Genomic DNA, 18675 nt, shown 5'->3' on the forward strand with positions numbered 1-18675 from the left:
GTCTTTGACAGACTGTCTTACAAGCTTATACTTAAAATACAAAAAAGTATTTTATATATGATTATATTTTGACGTATTGTCTTTTGACAGTCTTGGTTAAAGATGGTAAAAATCAAATTTTTATTATTTATCAAAACTAGTTGTATTGGTAAGGTCAAAATAATTTTGACCCCTGCTAAAAGAGCCAGAGGTCAACTAAATTTATTTATAAAAACTCAAAAAACTAATAAAATGTTTTCACCAAAAATAGTTGATGAACTGCAAGCAGATTCAAGCTCCCCCGAACTTAATAACTGCTACCGACCAAAGACTTCCACAATCCTCCAGATGCTTGTGGAGTCAGACCATCAGTTCATCAAACTATTGGTTAATTTGTGGGATTTGCCTTGATTCACTAGAGCGCAAGTGCTTGGAGATCCTTTGTGCTTTAGCGATTTATATTCCCTCTATATCAAGAATATCATACATCTGGCCAATTTACTTGCGCCGATCAATTAATTTACAAACAGTATTCGTGGTTACAATTAGTCATCACAACTTTAAATGGGATGTTTTATCTTTTGCAACTCCTTAGTGCAAGCGTTCAATCAAGCGATCGCCAACTCGCAACGCATTAGCAATAATAGTTAAAGCCGGACTCACCCCAGAATTAGAAGGGAAGAAACTACCATCAACAACATAGAGATTATTCACATCATGGGTGCGACAATCGAGGTCAAGCACAGATGTTTTTGTATCTTCCCCAAATCGGCAAGTACCGCACTGATTCGCCACCACTTGAATCGGGCTATCACTACGGGGATAAATACCACGACGAAATACTGGGTTTTCTGAGGTACGGTCTACAGCTTTGAGGATATTTGTCCAGCGATAAATCAGGCGATCGTGTGCCTCGATATTATTAGGCGTATAATCCAAATACAATTTATCACCCACCACTCGCACCCGATTTTTTGGGTCAGGTAAATCTTCCGTTTGTAACCACCAACCAATAGAATGATTCGCCAATTGTCGCAGTCCAAACCCAGGTACTAACCTCGACATTAGCGATAACAAAGGCGATGCTTCGGCGGGGATCATCTCTTGTAAAATACTACCTGTATTTTGAATATGACCCATTGGGAAAGGAAACTCTGATTCTCCCCAATAAAAATCATTCACAGCAATTGTTTTCTGAAAAACCGTTGGGTTTGGTGTGGGACTAAGTTGTACCATCGCCGTCATCAGGTGTTTCATAAAATTACGTCCCACCAAATCAGAACTATTTGCTAGTCCTTTGGGGTGTTTGTCATTTGCAGAACGTAATAACAACGCCGCCGAATTTACCGCACCACAAGCTAGAACTACGATATCTGCGAAAAATAGATAGGATTGTCCATCAATTTCTGCTTCCACAGCTTTTACTTCCATACCAGAGGGGTTAGTGTGTAAACGCACAACCTTAGCTGAGGTTTTCAAGGTGACGTTAGAATGTGACAAAGCTGGGTTAATTCCCACAGTATGAGCATCAGCTTTCGCATCTATTTTACAAGGGAAGCCATCACAAGTATGACATCGGATACAATCACTCTTGAGTGCTAAAGGTAGATGTGTGGGATGTAGCCCTTGTTGGGAGATAGCATCAGCAATTGTTTGCATCCGCGCTTCGTGGCTTACTTCCGCATAAGGATAAGTTTCGCTGCGGGGTGGTTCTGTGGGGTCATCGCCTGATTTACCGTGGACATGGTAGAGTTTCTCGGCTTCGGTGTAATAGGGTTCAAAATCTTGGTATTTCAAAGGCCACTCAATTGAAACCCCATCTTGATGTTTGACTTCTTGAAAATCTCGTTCCCGCATCCGTAACAGTGCTGCACCATATACTTTTGTATTTCCGCCTACCCAATAGTTAATTTGAGGACGAAAAGGTTCGCCGGCGCTGTCGTACCATTGTTCTTGAGTGTGATAACGTTCTTTTTTAAAGACCTCAACAGCACTCCAGTTTTCTTCTTCTTGGGGGAGAAAATTGCTGCGTTCTAGAATGAGGATTTTTTTACCAGTGGGGGCGAGTTTATAGGCTAATGTACCGCCACCGGCACCGGTGCCAACGATAATAATGTCGTAGTGTTGATCGTCGATAATCATATAAAGTTTTTCTCTCTGAAGATAAGAATAGGAAAATCTCACGCATTCGGCGTTCGCGTAGCGTCCCGTAGGGAAGCCGTTCTCGTTCGCGGTAGCGTTGCGTAGCAAAGAGTAGGCGCAAAGACGCAAAGGTAAGGATTTATTACTCATTGCCAGATGTAGATGAGGAGAAATAAAATAATCCAAATTACATCAACAAAGTGCCAAAATAGGGAAGTAGCATCTACACCAAAATGACCTTGAACGTAATTACCAGGAATAAGCGATCGCACTAACATAATTAACTGCAACACCACACCAGTTAAAACGTGCAACCCGTGGAATCCTGTTAACAAGTAGAACATTCCCCCAAATACGCCAGATGTCACAGTAAAATGCAGACTACTCCATTCAACTGCTTGACCATATAAAAAGTAGCTACCCATCGCCATTGTTGTTAACCAAAGTAGGCGAAAACTCCACATATTATGGCGTTTTAGGGCAAGTTCCGCGAAATAAATCACAAAGCTACTAGAAACCAGAATCACCGTATTAATCGCCGGTTCCCTAATTTCCAATCCCTCAACACCAGGCGGTAGCCAATCAGGAGTTGTGGTTTTATAAACAATATATCCCGCAAAAAAACTCAGAAAAATGATACTTTCCGAAAGTAAAAATACGATAAAGCCAAACATACTATTGGCTGCTTCATCGTGAGTATGTTCAACAGTCCTCGTCTCCAAAGACTCCTGCAACTCTTCTCGATTAATAGAACTATTCACAGTCATAGTTGAATTTTCACTAATTTTTTTTGGTTTGTAGTGAGGACTTTAGTCCTCTCCTCTCCTGGAAACAAAATTAAGGACTGAAGTCCTTACTACGAACTATGAATTAATTCAAATCCTTGATTAACTCTTGCTTTTCCAAATTCGCCGTCAACGGTTCAGACTTCCCATACCCATAAGGTTCAGAAATCACCACAGGAATCTCCTCAAAATTCTCCACAGGGGGAGGAGAAGCCACCAGCCACTCCAACCCAATAGCCCGCCAAGGATTATCCGGTGCTTTCTCACCCTGTACCCAAGAACCAATTATGTTCAAAATAAAGGGTAGTGTAGACATCCCCAACAAAAAGCCGCCAATACTAGCAATCACATTCCAAAAAGCATACTCTGGGTCGTAGGAAGCCACTCGACGCAACATCCCTTGTAAGCCTAATGGGTGCATAGGTAAAAAATTCAGGTTAGTCCCGATGAATGATAACCAAAAATGCAGCTTACCCAAGCCTTCGTAATACATCCGCCCAGTCATCTTGGGAAACCAGTGATAAAAGGCGGCAAACATCCCCATTGTCACAGTGCCGTAGAGGACGTAATGAAAGTGACCAACTACGAAATAAGTATTATTAACATGAATATCAATCGGTACTGCGGAAAGCATAATGCCTGTGATACCCGCAAACACAAACATAATCAATCCACCCAAAGCAAACAGCATCGCGGTAGTCAGCCGCAGTTTACCTCCCCAAATTGTTGCCACCCAAGCAAATACCTTAATCCCGGTGGGGACGGAAACGAACATTGTGGAAACCATGAACACTATCCGCATCCAGGCCGGTGTACCACTGGCAAACATGTGATGTACCCAAACAAAACCACTTACGCCAGCAATCAAGAGTGAGGAAACGGCAACTACCTTGTAGCCAAACAGAGGTTTACGGCTATAAACAGGGAATATTTCGGAGAAAATTCCAAAAATAGGTAGTATAATTACGTAGACAGCAGGGTGTGAATAAAACCAAAAAAAGTGTTGGAAGAGAACTGCATTACCGCCCTTGGCAGGGTCAAAAAATGCTGTACCAATGCTGAGGTCGAGTAGCAGCATGACTGCGCCTGCCGTCAGTGCAGGTAAGCCAAACAGTTGGATAATCTGGGCGCTGAACACTGCCCAAACATAAGCAGGCATCCGAAAGAAGGTCATTCCTGGGGCGCGCATTTTGACAATTGTTGTCACAAAATTAACACCACCCATAATCGAGGATACACCCGATATGGCTACAGCTATCAGCCAGAGAAATTGACCGTTAATGAGATTACCTGTAGGATTTTGCAGACTCACTGGGGGATAAGACCACCAACCTGCTTGGGCTGGGCCACCGGGTAGGAAGAAACTAGCCATCAGGATAATTCCGAATACTGGCACCATCCAGAAGGCGACGGCATTCAGGCGGGGAAATGCCATATCTCGCGCCCCAATCATTAAGGGGACAAGGTAGTTTGCTAGACCAACTAAGACGGGAAAAGTCCACAAGAACAGCATGATAGTGCCGTGCATGGTGAACATGGCATTATAAACTGTGCGGTCAACTAAATCGGCTTCTGGGGTAATTAGTTCGCCGCGAATAATCATTGCCAAGATGCCACCGATCAGAAAGAAGATGAATGAGGTGACAATATATTGGATACCGATAACTTTGTGGTCGGTGCTGAAGGTGAAGTAGGTTTTCCAGGTGGTGGGGGGGTGGTGGTGTGTTTCTAGTAGTATTTTGGGATTTTCGATTTGGGTATTTGTCATAGGATGTTTCACGCAGAGGCGCAGAGAAATTGAGTTTAAGAGGAGAAATTGACTAAAGGGGGTGGTGCGGGTATGACTGTGGGATAGCCTGTGGTGAATGTGCCTTTGATTTTTTGGGCGTATTCGTTGGCGGCTTGATTATTGGCGGGGACTGGTTTATGGGTTGCAGCTAATTTCAGCCATTGGTCGTAATCTGCTGTTGATTCGACTACTACATCTGCTTGCATGGCTGCAAAGTAAGTACCGCTAAATTGAGAATCGCGCAGTCGATATTTACCTGGGCGAATGGGAGTAAATTCAAAGTCGATAGTTTGCTTGGGAATTATGTCTTGTTTGAGTCGAAAGGCAGGAATGTAAAAGCCGTGGAGAACGTCTGCCGATCGAAGTGCTAAACTAACGCGCCGATTTGCTGGTAGATGTAATTCGGTGCTGGTAACATTTTGGTTGGGGTAGCGAAAGACCCAAGCCCATTGTTTGGCAAGCACTTCTATTTTTTCAACTGGTATGGAGTTAGAGGCGGTGATTGAAAATGTCCCCTTCTCCTCCATTGTTGCTGCATGGGCTGATGCCATTTTATGTATGTGCATGGCTTCCATTGGCCCTTGAATTGCCATTTCTGCATAGATGTTGTAACTGTAGGTTGCAATCCATAGCACCAACAGAATGGGAATTGTTGTCCAAACTACTTCTAAGGTGACATTTCCTTCAATTGGCGGGCCATCGCTGGTGTCATACTTACCCGCCCGATGGAAAATTATGGAATAGATGACGGTTCCAGTTACGCCTAAGAAAATGAAGGTTCCCAAGGTGACTAAAAAGCTAAATAGTTCATCTATGAGTTTGGATTCGGCGGCGGCTTGGGGGGGAAACCAGGAATAGGCTTGTTCTCCCATCCAGAGGCTAGCAGCTGTAAGGGCGACGCAAGAGCCAATCAAAATCAAAATATTCTGAATTTTCATTTACTTCAATACCGCGTTAATGTCTTTACCCAATCTCAGTAATTTATCAGCAGTATTATGTACGCCAAATTCGGCCGCTAGTTGCGCTCCTAATGTGCCGTGAACGAACATAATAAACATGATGAAAAACCCTGCTGCAAGATAACTCCACTGCACTTGTTGACCGACATCTTTTCGCCATAAATAACGCTGAAATCCTCTCCATACAGCCATTCCAATAATCAGCGCTAAGAGGAGGACACCACCGACACCATGCCACAGCATTGTCTCCATCCCTTGTAATCCCCAAGCACTTTTTAAATCTGTTGGTGGTTCTGCCAACATGATTTCGTAAAAGCCTGCGGCCACAGTGAAAAAGGTGATGATGGCTGAAGCCAGCATATTGTACCAACCCACATCAAAGAAGCCGGCACGATTAGCGGGTATTGCCAAAAATTTGAAGACTGGTTTTTCTAGGGGGAATAGTACACCAACAATATCAAAGGCAATGGCGACGATAAATAAACCCAAGGTGAGATGGACTAAGTTGGGATGAACGGGAATGGTGTAAGGTAGTCCGTTTGCGCCTAGTTGCGACCTGAGTTGTTCAATTAGTTGGGCATTCATCGCAAAATACCTGCCTTCACAGCTTCTACAACTGGTACTGTGTGCAGTCCATACACCCACACTAATTCATCTCCCAAATACACTTGGAAGAACACCAAACAAGTTAAAAGTAGTCCCACTCCGAGATAGGGAACTGGTACTTTTTCTGGGTCACGTAACCGAATGACGTAACGCCAACCTGTTATCGCGGCGATGATTCCCGAAAGCGACCAGCCAATCAGGGTATGTAAATTTAGGATTGGTTCAACTGCGTTGTAAGGTTCGGCTAAACCCGCTTCAATCTGACCAAAGATGATCGCAATAAAAATTGCGATCGTGGCGAAAAACATATTCCACCAACTGACTTCAAAAAGACGGGCGTTATGGCTAAAATAACCAACTACATCACAGAAGAAGGCAAACAATACCATTGCAATCACGAAGTGGACAACTATCGGATGGATTGTATCTGGATAAGGTAAGTTGTGGTCGTTCAAAGGTGGAAGATATTCAAACATGGTCTGCTCCCGTGCAAATATCCTGCACTTAGTTAAACTTAACAAATATATTCTTCAAATAATGTCTTCAATAATGATTTGTCTGGATATTCTTTAACTTTTTTCTAGATTTTTTAGTTTGACAAAATGTCAGAGAAAAGAATGACAGTCTGTCTTTTGACATTTGTAAAAATCTCACCATAAAATAGATAGACTGCTTGATACTACTTCTAAGTAATCTGGGTTAAAAATAACTGCTTGCTCAGAAGAGATTGAATATTTGGTAAATTTTATTGATTGATTTGAAATACGCATATTCCTTAATTAATGAACAATTGGAGGTTTAATCAAGATTGTAATGAGCTTCAATTCCTGGAAAAATTTAAGCCAACTGAAGCTAAAAATTCCCTCCGACCTTAAGTCAGTCGGTGTGAAATGTCAAAAGACAAGTTGTCAGATTTAAATGCGACAGCTTGTCAAAGTTAGTTATGAAGTTTTCAAGCGAATTTATCATAATTGATTCTGAATTCAGAAGTCAGAATTCAGAATCAAGACGCGACGCTCGAAGACTCGCTTGCCGCCGGCGCTATACGCCAGTCATACAGAATACCCAACTGAATTCTGACGACTGACGCCTCTATTCTGTTCGATAAATTCTGGTTAATCTAGTTAAAAGACACTAAAAATAAAGATGAGTTCTCTGCCAAATTACCGCCCCAATAAACTGAAATTAGGCCCATTAGAAGCAGAGATTTTAAACATTATTTACTCTCTGGATTCTGCCACAGTCAAAGAGATACATGAACGCATCATTGCCGATCCAGAACGCGAGTTAACTTATTCCTCAGTAGCAACAATACTGGATCGTCTTAACAATAAGGGTTGGGTAGAATGTGTTAAACAGCACCGCCACTATATTTGGCGACCTTTGATTTCCTATTCTGAAGCACAAGCGTTAGAGGCTTATGAACAGTTACAGAAATTTCTCGAATTGGGCAAGCCGGAGATTGTAGCTGCTTTTGCTGACAGTCTGGATGAGGCTAGTGTGGCACAGTTTGAGGCGATCGCTCAAAAAATCCAAGCACTTCGTGAACTCAGGGAGAAGAAGTAATGCATCTGTTGATGGTAGTGATGGCGTTAATCCTAGCTTGGTACTTGAGATATTATTGGTCATCCCCTATGGGAAGCTGGACAGAACGTTTCCCCCGCGCCTTTTTGTTATTTCTCCTACCGCCATTACTTCTGTTAACCACAACATTTGCAGTGTTTTGTATGGGGCCTCATGGACATATTATGGTTTGGGGGTGGGAAGGTTGGGTTAGCTATGGACTTGCTATTAGTTTCTTAGGATTTGCAGGTGTCTTATGGCTGAAGTTGGCATGGGAGGGAAACCGGATACTAGAACAAATTCGCACCTATCCCATAGTTTATGTCTACGGTACACCAGCACGCTTACTAAATGCGCCTCTTGTTTATTGTGCTTTGATTGGTTTTTGGGAACCTGAGTTAATTATCAGTCAGGGATTATTAGATACCTTAGATGTCCCCCATCTCAAAGCTGTACTAGCCCATGAAGATGGACATCGCCACTACCGCGATACTTGTTTGTTTTTCTTTTTAGGGTGGCTACGTCAGTTAACCTCTTGGCTACCGCACACAGAATCTTTATGGCAAGAGTTGTTACTTTTAAGAGAAATACGGGCTGATTATTGGGCAACTAGGCAAGTTGATAATCTGTTATTGGCAGAGGCTTTACTCTTGGTTGTCAATACTCCGATTTTACTAGAGGTAAATTTTTGTGCAGCTTTTGCCCAGCATATTCCAACTAATCATGTCACACAGAGAATAGATGCCCTTTTGCAGCAACCAGATTCTATAGCACAGCCAAAAATATGGTCTTGGGTGTGGTTAATTTTGGTGCTTGTGCCATTACTGGTGATTCCATTTCATCATTAGAGGAATTAGGTGAGTATTTGAATTTTTTTTGACAATAATTAGACAGTTTCAAGAACTAACTCCATATTCCTTAGTCTTTGTGTCTCTGGGGATTAGAGCAATTTCTGATAATGATGAGAGTTGTTGCTGTAAATTTTTCAGTAACAATAAAGCTTTGTCATAGAGTGTAGTTTCACCCTGTTGGGCAAAGTATTCAACCGCTTTTTGTAAGTCTGCGATCGCTGCTGGTTCGTGACCAAGTTGATGGTAGGCTATACCCCGATTCAGATAAGCTTGGGCATTAGTTGGGTTAAGTTTGAGTGACTCAGTAAAATCTCTAATGGCACAAGAGCGATCGCCACTTCTACCACAAGCACAACCCCGATTATAATAAGCTCTATAGTCATTGGGATTGAGTTGAATTGCCTCTGAGAAGTCGATCGTAGCGGCTTTTAAGTCTGACAACTCAAAATGAGCTAGTCCTCGGTCATTGTAAACATCCCCTTTTAGGAGACTGGATGATTGGGGAATATTAGTGAGTGCTAGATTGTAATCTGATATTGCTTGTGTGTAATTATTCAAAGCTACATGAGCTAGCCCTCGGTTGTAGTAGGCTCTAAAATCATCAGATTTGAGTTGGATAACTTGATTGTAGTTAGCGATCGCTGCTTGATAGTCCCCTTGTCTGTAGTATGCTAGTCCTCGGTTGAGGTGTGCTTCAACATTGTTGGGTGTTAACTTTAGAGTTTGATTGCAATCGGCGATCGCATTCTGATAATCTTCTAATTGCAGGTAAGCCAGACAACGATTGCTATAAGCCCCAGCAAAATCCTTTTTGAGCTTAATTACCTCTGTAAAATCTTGAATAGCTTCAGGGTAACTGCCGTGTCGCATTTTTTCGATCCCTAGCTTGAATAAGTCGCCTTCTGGGATTTTCGCGTCCGATGTAGCTAAGGAATATGCAGGCGAAGTGAGAAAAAGACAGACGAGTACAACGGCAATACCAAAATTGAGGATGAATTGGTAAAAGCGACTCATAATAATATCTCACTTTATTAGCAGAGCAAAATGAGTAGATAAGGCACATACCCTACCTACTATTTCTTAACTAGAGAACAACAGTCGTATTCTGACTTTATTTCCAATCCTTGTCTGCTTGTCCCAGCACATATGCTGCAACATTTTCAATTTGCTCTGGTTTTAAACGACTTTTAAAAGCAGGCATAGCATTTTTACCGTTTGTCACTTGGGCGATAATCGCTTCTGCTGAGTACATCCCAAACTTTTCTAAAGCACCTTTCTTCAAAGTTTTGTTAGCTTGAACCAAGTTTTTACCACCTGCGTGACAAGAAGCACAATTGGCACTAAAGACTTTAGCTCCACTGGCTGCGTCTGCTGCTAAAGCTGGATTATTGAAGGCAAAAGTGAAAATCGCTACACCCAGCAACAATACTGAAATAATCTTTTTCATCCCAATGTTCCCTCTGCAATTAAAGCTTATTCGACATCCTCAACAATTCTCTTGTTCATGGGTGGTGTCGTCAAATGACAAGCTGTCAAACTGTCTGGCTTGGCTTTGTGCGATGGCTTCTCTTCTCCTGTGGTCGACGCTGCGCGTAGTTTGCTTAAGAGTAGGGGTGAGACGCTACGCGATGGTGCTTTGCACCCGCCAGAAGCGATCGCCCAAAAGGGAGACGCTATGTGCGATCGCACATACGGTAAACCTAACCTGCTGAGTACGGAAAACCGTAATTTTTATTTGTGTCAAGCACTTGCAAAAAATATTTACATATTGTTATATTTGGTTACATAAGCAAGTAAAGGAAAAAAGACATGACAAGCAAAGGCTTTACCATGAACGAACTCGGTCAACTCAACAACTTTGCAATTGAACCAAAGGTTTATGTAGATCAAACCCCAAGAGCAGGTTTTACCGAGTACGCCGAGAAACTCAACGGACGTTTAGCGATGATTGGTTTTGTCTCACTCATAGCTCTAGAAGTTGTCACAGGACACGGCTTGATTGGATGGCTGACAAACCTATAACTAAATCTGACTATTTAAGAATTTCACTCAATTAACCAATAGAAAATACCAGAGGATTGCTATGAAAACTGATTTTGATTTCCCTAAAAAAGATTTAATTGGCCCCGTTGTTTTTCGCCCCGATTTCAACAACTTTGAAACAATTAACGTTAACCAAGCCTGGTCATTATTTTTCAGTGCAGGTCAAGATGATAAAGTACTGGGAGAATCAACTGAATTAGGCAGGTTTTTCACTAACCTTTTAATTGCTGTGGGAGTAACAGGAAGCCTTTGGGCAATCTATTTCAGCAATTTGGGATAAAAAGTTGGCTTCAGGTTTTAAGTTGAATAAATATATCCGAAGTCTTGGTGGACATAACCAAGACTTCTTTTAAATTTTAGGAATCAATTATAGGAATCAATTATTAGTAACTGTGTATTTAGCGGGACTTAAACATTTTTGAGGGAAAAACAAGTCTCAAACCCATGCAGCGTAAGAGAAATACACCTTATGCTCAAAAATAGCCCAAACCTCAGATATATTAAGAAACTAAATAAAACGATATTAAAGTCTTTCTGTATATAGATTTGAGGTTCTTTTTTAGTTGTTTTTGTCTAAGTCCCACTAACAAATGGTAGTTATTGCAACCAATCAATTTAAGTATTACTAAATTCATAATCATGCTATTATTAGACCAATATCAACTCGGTTCTGGTGGGAGTCAGCCATCAGACGCAAGGGGGAAAGTCCGGTGTAAATCCGGCGCTGTCCCGCAGCTGTAATCAAGGTTCGCCTTGTGAGTCAGAATGCCCGCCGAAAGTAACAGACAAACTCATACCCATCTGCGAGGTACAGGTGAATATTGCCGTAAATATTTTAACGATACATCAGTTTCACATTCTCATAGTGCCAGAGATACCCCACAGACTACTCATGGCTGTGAAATTATAGGCAGTTTATTGATAATTGCAATTATGATTTGGTGTAACTGTCATTTGCGCTAGCTTTTTGCTGGCGTGAAAGCTTTTACAGAATTATTTTTGCCAAATTTACAAGTTTTTGCAGTTGCACAACTGTAAAAATTTATCATGTCTGCGATTCAGACTTCTTTCTACAAACTTCAAAATTAATGCTCAACAAACAACATACTTTATTTGTTTGCACGACTTGTGACAGCGTGTGGCAAAACGGTAAACGAGTTGGCGAAAGTAAAGGTGAACAACTACTAAAGCAACTTCAAAAACTTGCACAAGATTGGGAATTGCGAAATAAATTCCTCATTCAGGGAGTTGAATGTATGAGTGCTTGTAGCCGTTCTTGTGTCATTGCTTTTGTTGCAGAAGGGAAATCAACCTATCTCTTTGGCGACTTACCAGTTGACAGCTGTGCATCTGCTGTACTGAATTGTGCAACTGAATATTATACTAAGCCTGATGGTTTATTACCTTGGTCAGAACGACCTGAACCTTTGAGAAAGGGTATTTTAGCAAAGATTCCACCACTAAATAAGTGGGCAAAATTAAACATAAGTTGTTGTTAATTGATGACTGGGTAAAATTTCCCAGTTCTTAATCTCTAATACTTAAATCATTAGTCTTCAAAGGAATAGAAAGTAATGCAGATTCAAACAGCAACATTAGGCTATCCCCGCATTGGTAAAAACCGGGAAGTCAAGAAAGCGCTAGAAGCATTTTGGAGTGGTAATCTAGAGTCAGAATCATTACTCCAAACCGTGCGAAAAGTCGAGGAATCTAACTGGAAAAGCCAACTTGAAGCCGGAATTGACCATATTGGAATTGGAGACACAACTCTCTACGATCATGTACTTGACTGGACATTTCGTTTTGGGCTAATTCCTGAAAGATTTCAACAGCTTTCTGGCTTAGAACGCTACTTTACAATGGCACGAGGTAAAGAAGGAATTCCCGCCTTGGAAATGACCAAGTGGTTTGATACTAACTATCACTATCTCGTCCCGGAAATTGCAGAACAAACATTACCGTCTGATTTCAGTGACTTTTTAGAACGAGTTAGCCGCGCTCAAAAAATATTAGGTAAACGAGCAATTCCGATTGTACTTGGCCCCTGTACTCTGCTGCGCTTAAGCAAACTATCACTAAATATTCAGCAAGCGATATCAAAGTTAATTCCGCTATACATCAACCTCCTCACTGAGTTAAAAAATCTGGGAGTAGAAGAAGTGCAAATACATGAACCTGCACTTGTTTTAGGTGATACGAATTCTTGTAAATCACACTTTAAAACAGTTTATCAATCACTTTCGTTAGTTGAAATACCCCTACACTTGGTTACTTATTTTGATGATTTGGGGGAAACCTACCCTTGGGTAATGGAATTGCCAGTTAGCGCAATTAGTTTAGATTTTACACGCGGACGTAACTTAGAGTTAATTAAAACTTACGGTTTCCCAGCAAATAAGCGACTAGGTGCAGGAATTATAGACGCAAGAAATATTTGGCAAATTCGTTCCGAGAAAGTTATTCCCATTTTACAAGAGATTGTAGAGACTTTACATGGAACATCTATACATATTCAACCATCTGCTTCCTTACAATTTGTTCCCTACGATGCCAAACGAGAAAAACGATTACCATCACCACTACGTAATGTCTTGAGTTTTGCTGAACAAAAACTTCAAGAAGTGGTTTTCTTGGCTCGGACAATAATAGGAGAAAACACTAAAATAGAACAAGAAATTATCGAGACTAGCTGGAATAAGTTCGAGGAGTTTAATCCAGCAAATCAGTCAGTTGAAGAAAGACTAAAAACTTTGAAAACTGATGATTTTCAGCGCTCTTTATCCTATGGATTGCGGCTTGATTCCCAAATTTCGCTTCCTCTGTTCCCGACAACTACAATTGGTTCTTTTCCCCAAACCTCTGAAGTTCGCCAACTCCGAATGCGTTACAAACGGGGTGAATTGAGTCAGTCAGAATACGAAACTGCAATTGATGTTCAAATTGCCGAGAGCATTAAACTACAAGAGGAATTAGGATTAGATGTTTTAGTTCATGGTGAATTTGAACGCACTGATATGGTGGAATTTTTTGGACAGCAGTTATCAGGCTTCGCTTTCACTGAAAATGGTTGGGTGCAAAGCTACGGTAGCCGTTATGTTCGTCCACCAATTATTTATGGTGATGTAGTTCGGACTGCGCCAATGACGGTACGTGAGTTTAAAGTCGCTCAATCTTTGACAGAAAAACCTGTCAAAGGGATGTTGACGGCTCCTGTAACTATCTTAAATTGGTCTTATCCCCGAATTGATATTTCCAGGTCAGAACAAGCTTTCCAAATTGCTTTAGCGTTGCGGGATGAGGTAGCGGATTTGGAAGCGGCTGGTGCAAAGGTAATTCAAGTAGATGAACCAGCGCTGCGTGAGGGTTTACCCCTAAAGGTTGAGCGCTGGAATGAATATCTTTCTTGGGCTGTAGATGCATTTCGTTTGGCGACAGCAATAGCCCAACCCCAAACGCAAATTCATACCCACATGTGCTACTGCGAATTTGGTGACATCATCAAGGATATTGAACGGTTAGATGCCGATGTGATTTCGATTGAAAATAGTCGCAGCAACAATCAAACTTTGCGAGAAATCACAGAGGGTGGTTACTCACATCAAGTTGGTAATGGAGTCTACGATATCCATAGTCCTGTTGTCCCAACAACTGAGCAGATTTTACAACAATTGCGGACTGGAATTGCTAATTTACCGGTAAAACAAATTTGGGTAAATCCTGATTGTGGTTTGAAAACTCGGCGTTGGTCAGAGGTGATTCCGGCTTTAAAGAACATGGTGGAAGCGACGAAAGTTTTGCGGGAGGAAGCAAATGTGACTGTGAAATAACAGTAAAAGTAGCTACAGGCGTTACTTTGAGGGTGCTTTAAGATTTTTGCTCTCTTGCTTATTGTTGAACTCAACAGTAATGCCCAATTATCTACAGTATTCTTCTCTGCATTCACTGAAGATAGTGAAGCTCAGACTTCTTTTGACGTTTAGAGAGGTACTTTTTGTTTTGGAGTTTAAAAATGATGATAACGACAGTGGAAACGATGCCTACGGCAACCCGAAGCGGGAACGCAGCAATTGACTACAAACTATCCAAGCGATTTTTAGAACTCGATCCAGCCGGTTATTTTATCATCTACTTAGATCGGGGAGCAGGCTTGATCTGTGCGAAACACTTTACCAATGAAGTGAATGAGCAAGGATTGGCTATCAATCCAGAAACCGGAAAGCCGATTCCTGCAACCGTCAAAGTGGAACGACAACCAACTGCCCTATTTACTGGAAGAACTGCTAAAGAAATTTGCATTCAACTGTTTGAGTCAACAAAACCTTCTCCAGTGAGCCGATTGGATCATGCGGCTTACTTGGGACGTGAGTTTATGCGAGCAGAATTAGCATTGGTGACAGGACAAGACTACGTACAGGATTAAATAGGCTTGTGATGATTTAACGGTGCGGTTGATGGGTTGGCGATCGCTTTTGCGACAACACTGATAACCTTTTTGTTATACTGCGATCGTCACACAGTTGGGGCTAATTTTGTGGAGACTCATTCAGTTGCTGCTGAAGTTGTTGGACTTCTGCGATCGATAAGCCTGTTACACGAGCAACCATCTCAATCGGTAAACCTTCCCTTAGTAAATTATTGGCAATCTCTCTCTGTTTTTTTGCCTCTGCTTCTTCCTGAATCGAACGGTAAATCACAGATTCTTGCATGATGTCTCTCCGCACTAGACTATAAATTACGTCTTGCTCTAATCTTAACCCAGCCAGAATTGCCGAAGCCGCTATCAGATTCGCCTGTATCGCTGGGTCTTGAATCTGATCGGCAATTTTATTCGCCTGGCGTAATGTCTCTGCTGGATTGGCAGTCTGTCCCAGTGTAGCAAAGGGCAATAGTCCAGGATATTGCAAAAAGAGTGAGGCAGGTTGCTCCCACAACCGAATCACATCAAATTCATGGCGTGTGCGTTCCATTGTGAAACTCGTTTGATAAACCAACTCTGAGTTAGTCTGCTTCAGATAAATCACAACTTGCCGCATCGGTTTGCTTGGATCTTTGCGATACATTCGCACGCGGTAATCCAAAACACGGAATGGAATATTTTTCTTGGGAAGTGTTTGGAACTCGATATGCAAAACAGATTCGTCTGATTCTAGCAAAATTAGGGCATCGGCGCGAATCGGATCGAGAGAGAGTTCAGAGGGTTTGAGTTCTGTCATCGTGACAGGCTTTCCTAACAGCCAACTAGCGAAGTCAGCTGAGAAGTGTTCGGCAAGGAATCGGCAGGTATCGTCATACATGGGAGAGATTGTACAACTGATTATACCGATTTGATTTTGAGTAAATCTAACGTTTGATGAAGTGTGGTAGGGCGATCGCTACAACTATTAAACCGCCGATTGGATCGTGCGGTTTACTTGGGACGTGAGTTTATGCGATCGGAATTGGCATTGGTGACAGGACAAGACTACGTACAGGATTAAATAGGTTTGTGATGATTTAACGTTCCCAATCAGCAGCAATAAACATCGAACCTACCAGCAAGGATTTTAGAATGTCTGCTGCATTGGGTCTGTGAGCTAGCTTTATGTACTCCTACGAATATTCTGCATATGCCTCACCCTCTAACAGTACTAGTTTCCTTACACTCAATAATTTGAGAAGTTCTTACTGCTGCACGGCCTGCGCGATTACCGTATAGTATTCCTGCTACTCTTCATCACGAAGAACCCAATACGGTTTTAATAGACCATATCCCTTTACTGCTTTAAAGACAGGCGGAGTATACTTTTGCAGTGCAATAATTGCAGCATCTAAATCTTCTCTAAGCAAAAGATTTTTTAAATCAGATATGGAAAGCAATGCTTTTCGAGCCATTTCATTATTAATCTTTGCAGCTTTTCTAATCGTACTATTTTGTTGATTACGACGTATAAGTGACTTACCTGCTGACAAAATCGCAACAGGAACTTCTATCCAGATATCAGTATCTTGATAGAATGTTCCTGTAAGAGATACAGACTCCAATATTCTTCTAATGGAGGAATTTTCAGGAACAATATGCGCCTTAAGCCTTTTTTCTTCTTGTTCGACTATTTCAATTAGTTTATCCCTTTGACTAATTTCTTGGGTACTTTTCTTTGCCGGTGCCCATCCCGACGACTCTAGTCATAATTCGAACTTATCAATTTTTACGGGGTTATATCCCCCCTGGAACACAAACCCAATCTTTTCTGCCAATTTGCCCTGATTGATCACTCCGCCAAACTGCTGTTGCATCGCCTCGACTGTGGCATTCAAAGCCGCCTGCACCTCTGGCTCCGCTTCTGCCAACCGCTGAACTTCTTCAATGATTTCAACATCGATGACATTGGGGGTATTGGCGTTGGAGGACTCCAGGCGCTTCACCGTGTCCGGCGACTTTCGCCGCAGGACTTCTAATAGATTTTTGGTAGAGGCGATCGCACCTTCTCCAAGTTTCTCGCCTACCTTCTCCGTTGCCTTAGTCGCAATTAGCGTCAGGGCAATCGTTGCCACAGTAATGGGATCCATCAGTTTTTTTCAGCAGAGTTTCAACGGTTTTAACTATTCAATTCTGGCAATATTTTCCTGATTTGACCATGTTAAGTCGTTGTGCAAAATTAAATATATATTGCGATTGCTTCGTTCCTCTCTACGAGACGCTACGCGAACCCAATGACAAAGGTTATGGTCGCCAAGATGAAGCGGATCTGTCCAGGCTATATAGTAAGGGTAAGAACTAGACATCTAGTTTTAAAAATCATCCCAACCTTCAATACTAGAAGACATGACGTAACTGGTTACACTCGCCTCAAAAAAGTTTGCTTTTGTATTCGCTTCTTTCTTAGTATCTGAAAAACGCTCCAAGTGAGTATAAGGACTTTTCTTGTAGATAGCTTCTCCAAACAATGGCTCTAAACCGATCGCCTTCAAGCGAGCATTTGCCAGATATTTTGTATACTGTTCTGTACTGTTGGCTGTAATGCCCAAAATATCATCTCCGACAATATGTGTTGTCCACTTGCATTCATACTCAACAGCGAGAGCAAACATTTCATAAATTTGTTCGCGGCTGTGGGGGAAAACTTGCATCGCTTCTGGAATCAATTTTTGATACAGCCGCACATGGGAGAGTTCATCTCGGTTAATCATTCTAAAGATATCGGCACTCCCAGACATCAGCATCCGTGATGACAGATTGTAGAAAAATATAAACCCATTGTAGAAATACAACCCTTCCAACAAGTAATCTGCTAACAGCGATATGAAATAATTCTCTGGTGTCGGGTTATCGACATACTTTTGGTATAACCCAGCGATGAATTCGCATCGTTGTTTGAGAATGCGATCGCTCCGCCAAAAATCATAGACGTGTGTACGGCGATCGCTGGGAATCACCGTCTCAATGATGTATTGATAAGATTGATTGTGCATTGCTTCTTGGGAAATTTGTTCTGCCATGCATAGCGCGATTTCTGGTGCAGTCACGCTGTTTTTGATGTGAGGCACATTACAGGTTTGTACTGAATCGAGAAACGTCAGGTAGCTAAGGATGCCATCAAATGCACGTCGTTCTCCAGGCGTGAGATTGAGGTAATCTGTTACATCACCAGTAACGTCTATTTTTTCGGGAATCCAAAAGTTCTCTCTCATTTGACGGTAGAGAGACACAGCCCACGAATAGCGAACATCATTGAGTTGCATTAAGTTTGTAGTCTCTCCAAACCATATCAAACGGTTGGCTGTATCATCATTTCCATGTGGATTGAAAACGGGATTAATCGGCATTAATGATTGTCTTGGTTCGTACATTTTAATTCTGTTTTGATTAGTTTTCACTTCAGATTGGGCAATGGGCAATGCTCATTGCCTATGCTTGATAACTGATACTTCTGGAGCGAGACGCTCCGCGTAGCTTGCCTCCCCGTGGGGGTACAACTTCC

General features: G+C 41.8%; 21 protein-coding genes, 1 pseudogene and 1 riboswitch. Of the genes and pseudogenes, 9 read left to right on the forward strand and 13 right to left on the reverse strand.

All coding sequences use genetic code 11. The features are described 5' to 3' along the window. Positions 1-570 precede the first annotated feature (570 nt). The 6 genes from GNE10_RS08020 to GNE10_RS08045 form a co-directional block, all read right to left on the reverse strand. Positions 571-2121 carry a GMC oxidoreductase gene (locus GNE10_RS08020; protein ID WP_185564431.1) on the reverse strand — a complete coding sequence of 517 codons (1551 nt, stop codon included), beginning with the start codon at positions 2119-2121 and terminating at the stop codon, positions 571-573. Positions 2122-2267: 146 nt separating this feature from the next. Then, the gene (locus GNE10_RS08025; protein WP_185564433.1) at positions 2268-2888 is read right to left on the reverse strand and encodes a heme-copper oxidase subunit III; all 621 of its coding nucleotides are present in this window, start codon (positions 2886-2888) and stop codon (positions 2268-2270) included. A gap of 103 nt (positions 2889-2991) precedes the next feature. Further along, complete coding sequence (ctaD, locus tag GNE10_RS08030; RefSeq protein ID WP_185564435.1) at positions 2992-4674, reverse strand: cytochrome c oxidase subunit I; 1683 nt, start codon at positions 4672-4674, stop codon at positions 2992-2994. Positions 4675-4709: 35 nt separating this feature from the next. Further along, complete coding sequence (locus tag GNE10_RS08035) at positions 4710-5633, reverse strand: cytochrome c oxidase subunit II (protein ID WP_185564437.1); 924 nt, start codon at positions 5631-5633, stop codon at positions 4710-4712. Continuing rightward, a complete protein-coding gene (locus tag GNE10_RS08040) occupies positions 5634-6239 on the reverse strand; it encodes a DUF2231 domain-containing protein (protein WP_185564439.1) in 606 nt (201 codons plus the stop codon). It lies immediately after the preceding gene. Further along, the gene (locus tag GNE10_RS08045) at positions 6236-6736 is read right to left on the reverse strand and encodes a DUF2231 domain-containing protein (protein WP_185564441.1); all 501 of its coding nucleotides are present in this window, start codon (positions 6734-6736) and stop codon (positions 6236-6238) included. The genes GNE10_RS08040 and GNE10_RS08045 overlap by 4 nt, the downstream gene beginning before the upstream one ends. Positions 6737-7406: 670 nt before the next feature. On the opposite strand from GNE10_RS08045, the gene GNE10_RS08050 reads away from it, so the two are divergent. Continuing rightward, positions 7407-7826, forward strand: coding sequence for a BlaI/MecI/CopY family transcriptional regulator (locus tag GNE10_RS08050; protein ID WP_185564443.1), 420 nt, complete (start codon positions 7407-7409; stop codon positions 7824-7826). Continuing rightward, positions 7826-8671, forward strand: a complete 846-nt coding sequence (locus GNE10_RS08055) for a M56 family metallopeptidase (protein ID WP_185564445.1) — start codon at positions 7826-7828, stop codon at positions 8669-8671. The genes GNE10_RS08050 and GNE10_RS08055 overlap by 1 nt, the downstream gene beginning before the upstream one ends. Before the next feature lie 48 nt (positions 8672-8719). Here the strand turns inward: GNE10_RS08055 and GNE10_RS08060 are convergent, their stop codons facing one another. Both GNE10_RS08060 and petJ read right to left on the reverse strand, forming a co-directional pair. Further along, positions 8720-9688 carry a tetratricopeptide repeat protein gene (locus tag GNE10_RS08060; protein ID WP_185564447.1) on the reverse strand — a complete coding sequence of 323 codons (969 nt, stop codon included), beginning with the start codon at positions 9686-9688 and terminating at the stop codon, positions 8720-8722. A 97-nt stretch (positions 9689-9785) separates the two neighbouring features. Beyond that, positions 9786-10121, reverse strand: a complete 336-nt coding sequence (gene petJ, locus GNE10_RS08065) for a cytochrome c6 PetJ (protein WP_185564449.1) — start codon at positions 10119-10121, stop codon at positions 9786-9788. Positions 10122-10250: 129 nt separating this feature from the next. On the opposite strand from petJ, the gene GNE10_RS08070 reads away from it, so the two are divergent. The 6 genes from GNE10_RS08070 (at position 10251) to GNE10_RS08095 (ending at position 15137) form a co-directional block, all read left to right on the forward strand. Next, positions 10251-10463 carry a hypothetical protein gene (locus tag GNE10_RS08070; RefSeq protein ID WP_185564451.1) on the forward strand — a complete coding sequence of 71 codons (213 nt, stop codon included), beginning with the start codon at positions 10251-10253 and terminating at the stop codon, positions 10461-10463. 20 nt (positions 10464-10483) lie between these two features. After that, positions 10484-10696, forward strand: a complete 213-nt coding sequence (locus GNE10_RS08075) for a high light inducible protein (protein ID WP_185564453.1) — start codon at positions 10484-10486, stop codon at positions 10694-10696. A gap of 61 nt (positions 10697-10757) precedes the next feature. Beyond that, positions 10758-10997 (forward strand): hypothetical protein, encoded by a 240-nt coding sequence (locus GNE10_RS08080; RefSeq protein ID WP_185564455.1) that lies wholly within the window; start codon positions 10758-10760, stop codon positions 10995-10997. A gap of 368 nt (positions 10998-11365) precedes the next feature. After that, positions 11366-11509, forward strand: a riboswitch (cobalamin riboswitch). Positions 11510-11805: 296 nt separating this feature from the next. Further along, the gene (locus GNE10_RS08085) at positions 11806-12216 is read left to right on the forward strand and encodes a DUF1636 domain-containing protein (protein WP_185564456.1); all 411 of its coding nucleotides are present in this window, start codon (positions 11806-11808) and stop codon (positions 12214-12216) included. Between the two features lie 75 nt (positions 12217-12291). Next, a complete protein-coding gene (gene metE, locus GNE10_RS08090) occupies positions 12292-14544 on the forward strand; it encodes a 5-methyltetrahydropteroyltriglutamate--homocysteine S-methyltransferase (RefSeq protein ID WP_185564458.1) in 2253 nt (750 codons plus the stop codon). Positions 14545-14726: 182 nt separating this feature from the next. Next, positions 14727-15137: a DUF4346 domain-containing protein gene (locus tag GNE10_RS08095; RefSeq protein WP_242062325.1), complete on the forward strand. Its 411-nt coding sequence runs from the start codon at positions 14727-14729 to the stop codon at positions 15135-15137. A 103-nt stretch (positions 15138-15240) separates the two neighbouring features. Here GNE10_RS08095 and GNE10_RS08100 read toward each other — a convergent pair whose 3' ends face one another. Next, positions 15241-16011 carry an Rpn family recombination-promoting nuclease/putative transposase gene (locus tag GNE10_RS08100; protein ID WP_185564460.1) on the reverse strand — a complete coding sequence of 257 codons (771 nt, stop codon included), beginning with the start codon at positions 16009-16011 and terminating at the stop codon, positions 15241-15243. A 96-nt stretch (positions 16012-16107) separates the two neighbouring features. Here GNE10_RS08100 and GNE10_RS08105 point away from each other — a divergent pair. Continuing rightward, positions 16108-16194: pseudogene (locus tag GNE10_RS08105) on the forward strand (DUF4346 domain-containing protein); the annotation flags it as partial. Between the two features lie 226 nt (positions 16195-16420). Here the strand turns inward: GNE10_RS08105 and GNE10_RS08110 are convergent. From GNE10_RS08110 to GNE10_RS08125, 4 genes are all read right to left on the reverse strand, one after another. Beyond that, positions 16421-16738: a hypothetical protein gene (locus tag GNE10_RS08110; RefSeq protein ID WP_185564464.1), complete on the reverse strand. Its 318-nt coding sequence runs from the start codon at positions 16736-16738 to the stop codon at positions 16421-16423. 141 nt (positions 16739-16879) lie between these two features. After that, a complete protein-coding gene (locus GNE10_RS08115) occupies positions 16880-17263 on the reverse strand; it encodes a hypothetical protein (RefSeq protein ID WP_185564465.1) in 384 nt (127 codons plus the stop codon). 33 nt (positions 17264-17296) lie between these two features. Further along, complete coding sequence (locus GNE10_RS08120) at positions 17297-17479, reverse strand: hypothetical protein (protein ID WP_185564467.1); 183 nt, start codon at positions 17477-17479, stop codon at positions 17297-17299. A gap of 6 nt (positions 17480-17485) precedes the next feature. Then, entirely contained in the window at positions 17486-18544 is a 1059-nt protein-coding gene (locus GNE10_RS08125) for a ribonucleotide-diphosphate reductase subunit beta (RefSeq protein ID WP_221642773.1), read from the reverse strand. Positions 18545-18675: the final 131 nt, after the last annotated feature.

It is taken from the genome of Nostoc sp. 2RC, from assembly GCF_014222165.1.
Lineage (GTDB): Bacteria > Cyanobacteriota > Cyanobacteriia > Cyanobacteriales > Nostocaceae > Nostoc > Nostoc linckia.

Coding starts and splice junctions, on each gene's coding strand:
- GNE10_RS08020 (WP_185564431.1), bottom strand. CDS start 2,121: ATGATTATCGACGATCAACACTACGACATTATTATCGTTGGCACCGGT.
- GNE10_RS08025 (WP_185564433.1), bottom strand. CDS start 2,888: ATGACTGTGAATAGTTCTATTAATCGAGAAGAGTTGCAGGAGTCTTTG.
- ctaD (WP_185564435.1), bottom strand. CDS start 4,674: ATGACAAATACCCAAATCGAAAATCCCAAAATACTACTAGAAACACAC.
- GNE10_RS08035 (WP_185564437.1), bottom strand. CDS start 5,633: ATGAAAATTCAGAATATTTTGATTTTGATTGGCTCTTGCGTCGCCCTT.
- GNE10_RS08040 (WP_185564439.1), bottom strand. CDS start 6,239: ATGAATGCCCAACTAATTGAACAACTCAGGTCGCAACTAGGCGCAAAC.
- GNE10_RS08045 (WP_185564441.1), bottom strand. CDS start 6,736: ATGTTTGAATATCTTCCACCTTTGAACGACCACAACTTACCTTATCCA.
- GNE10_RS08050 (WP_185564443.1), top strand. CDS start 7,407: ATGAGTTCTCTGCCAAATTACCGCCCCAATAAACTGAAATTAGGCCCA.
- GNE10_RS08055 (WP_185564445.1), top strand. CDS start 7,826: ATGCATCTGTTGATGGTAGTGATGGCGTTAATCCTAGCTTGGTACTTG.
- GNE10_RS08060 (WP_185564447.1), bottom strand. CDS start 9,688: ATGAGTCGCTTTTACCAATTCATCCTCAATTTTGGTATTGCCGTTGTA.
- petJ (WP_185564449.1), bottom strand. CDS start 10,121: ATGAAAAAGATTATTTCAGTATTGTTGCTGGGTGTAGCGATTTTCACT.
- GNE10_RS08075 (WP_185564453.1), top strand. CDS start 10,484: ATGACAAGCAAAGGCTTTACCATGAACGAACTCGGTCAACTCAACAAC.
- GNE10_RS08080 (WP_185564455.1), top strand. CDS start 10,758: ATGAAAACTGATTTTGATTTCCCTAAAAAAGATTTAATTGGCCCCGTT.
- GNE10_RS08085 (WP_185564456.1), top strand. CDS start 11,806: ATGCTCAACAAACAACATACTTTATTTGTTTGCACGACTTGTGACAGC.
- metE (WP_185564458.1), top strand. CDS start 12,292: ATGCAGATTCAAACAGCAACATTAGGCTATCCCCGCATTGGTAAAAAC.
- GNE10_RS08095 (WP_242062325.1), top strand. CDS start 14,727: ATGATGATAACGACAGTGGAAACGATGCCTACGGCAACCCGAAGCGGG.
- GNE10_RS08100 (WP_185564460.1), bottom strand. CDS start 16,011: ATGTATGACGATACCTGCCGATTCCTTGCCGAACACTTCTCAGCTGAC.
- GNE10_RS08115 (WP_185564465.1), bottom strand. CDS start 17,263: ATGGATCCCATTACTGTGGCAACGATTGCCCTGACGCTAATTGCGACT.
- GNE10_RS08120 (WP_185564467.1), bottom strand. CDS start 17,479: ATGTCTAGTTCTTACCCTTACTATATAGCCTGGACAGATCCGCTTCAT.
- GNE10_RS08125 (WP_221642773.1), bottom strand. CDS start 18,544: ATGTACGAACCAAGACAATCATTAATGCCGATTAATCCCGTTTTCAAT.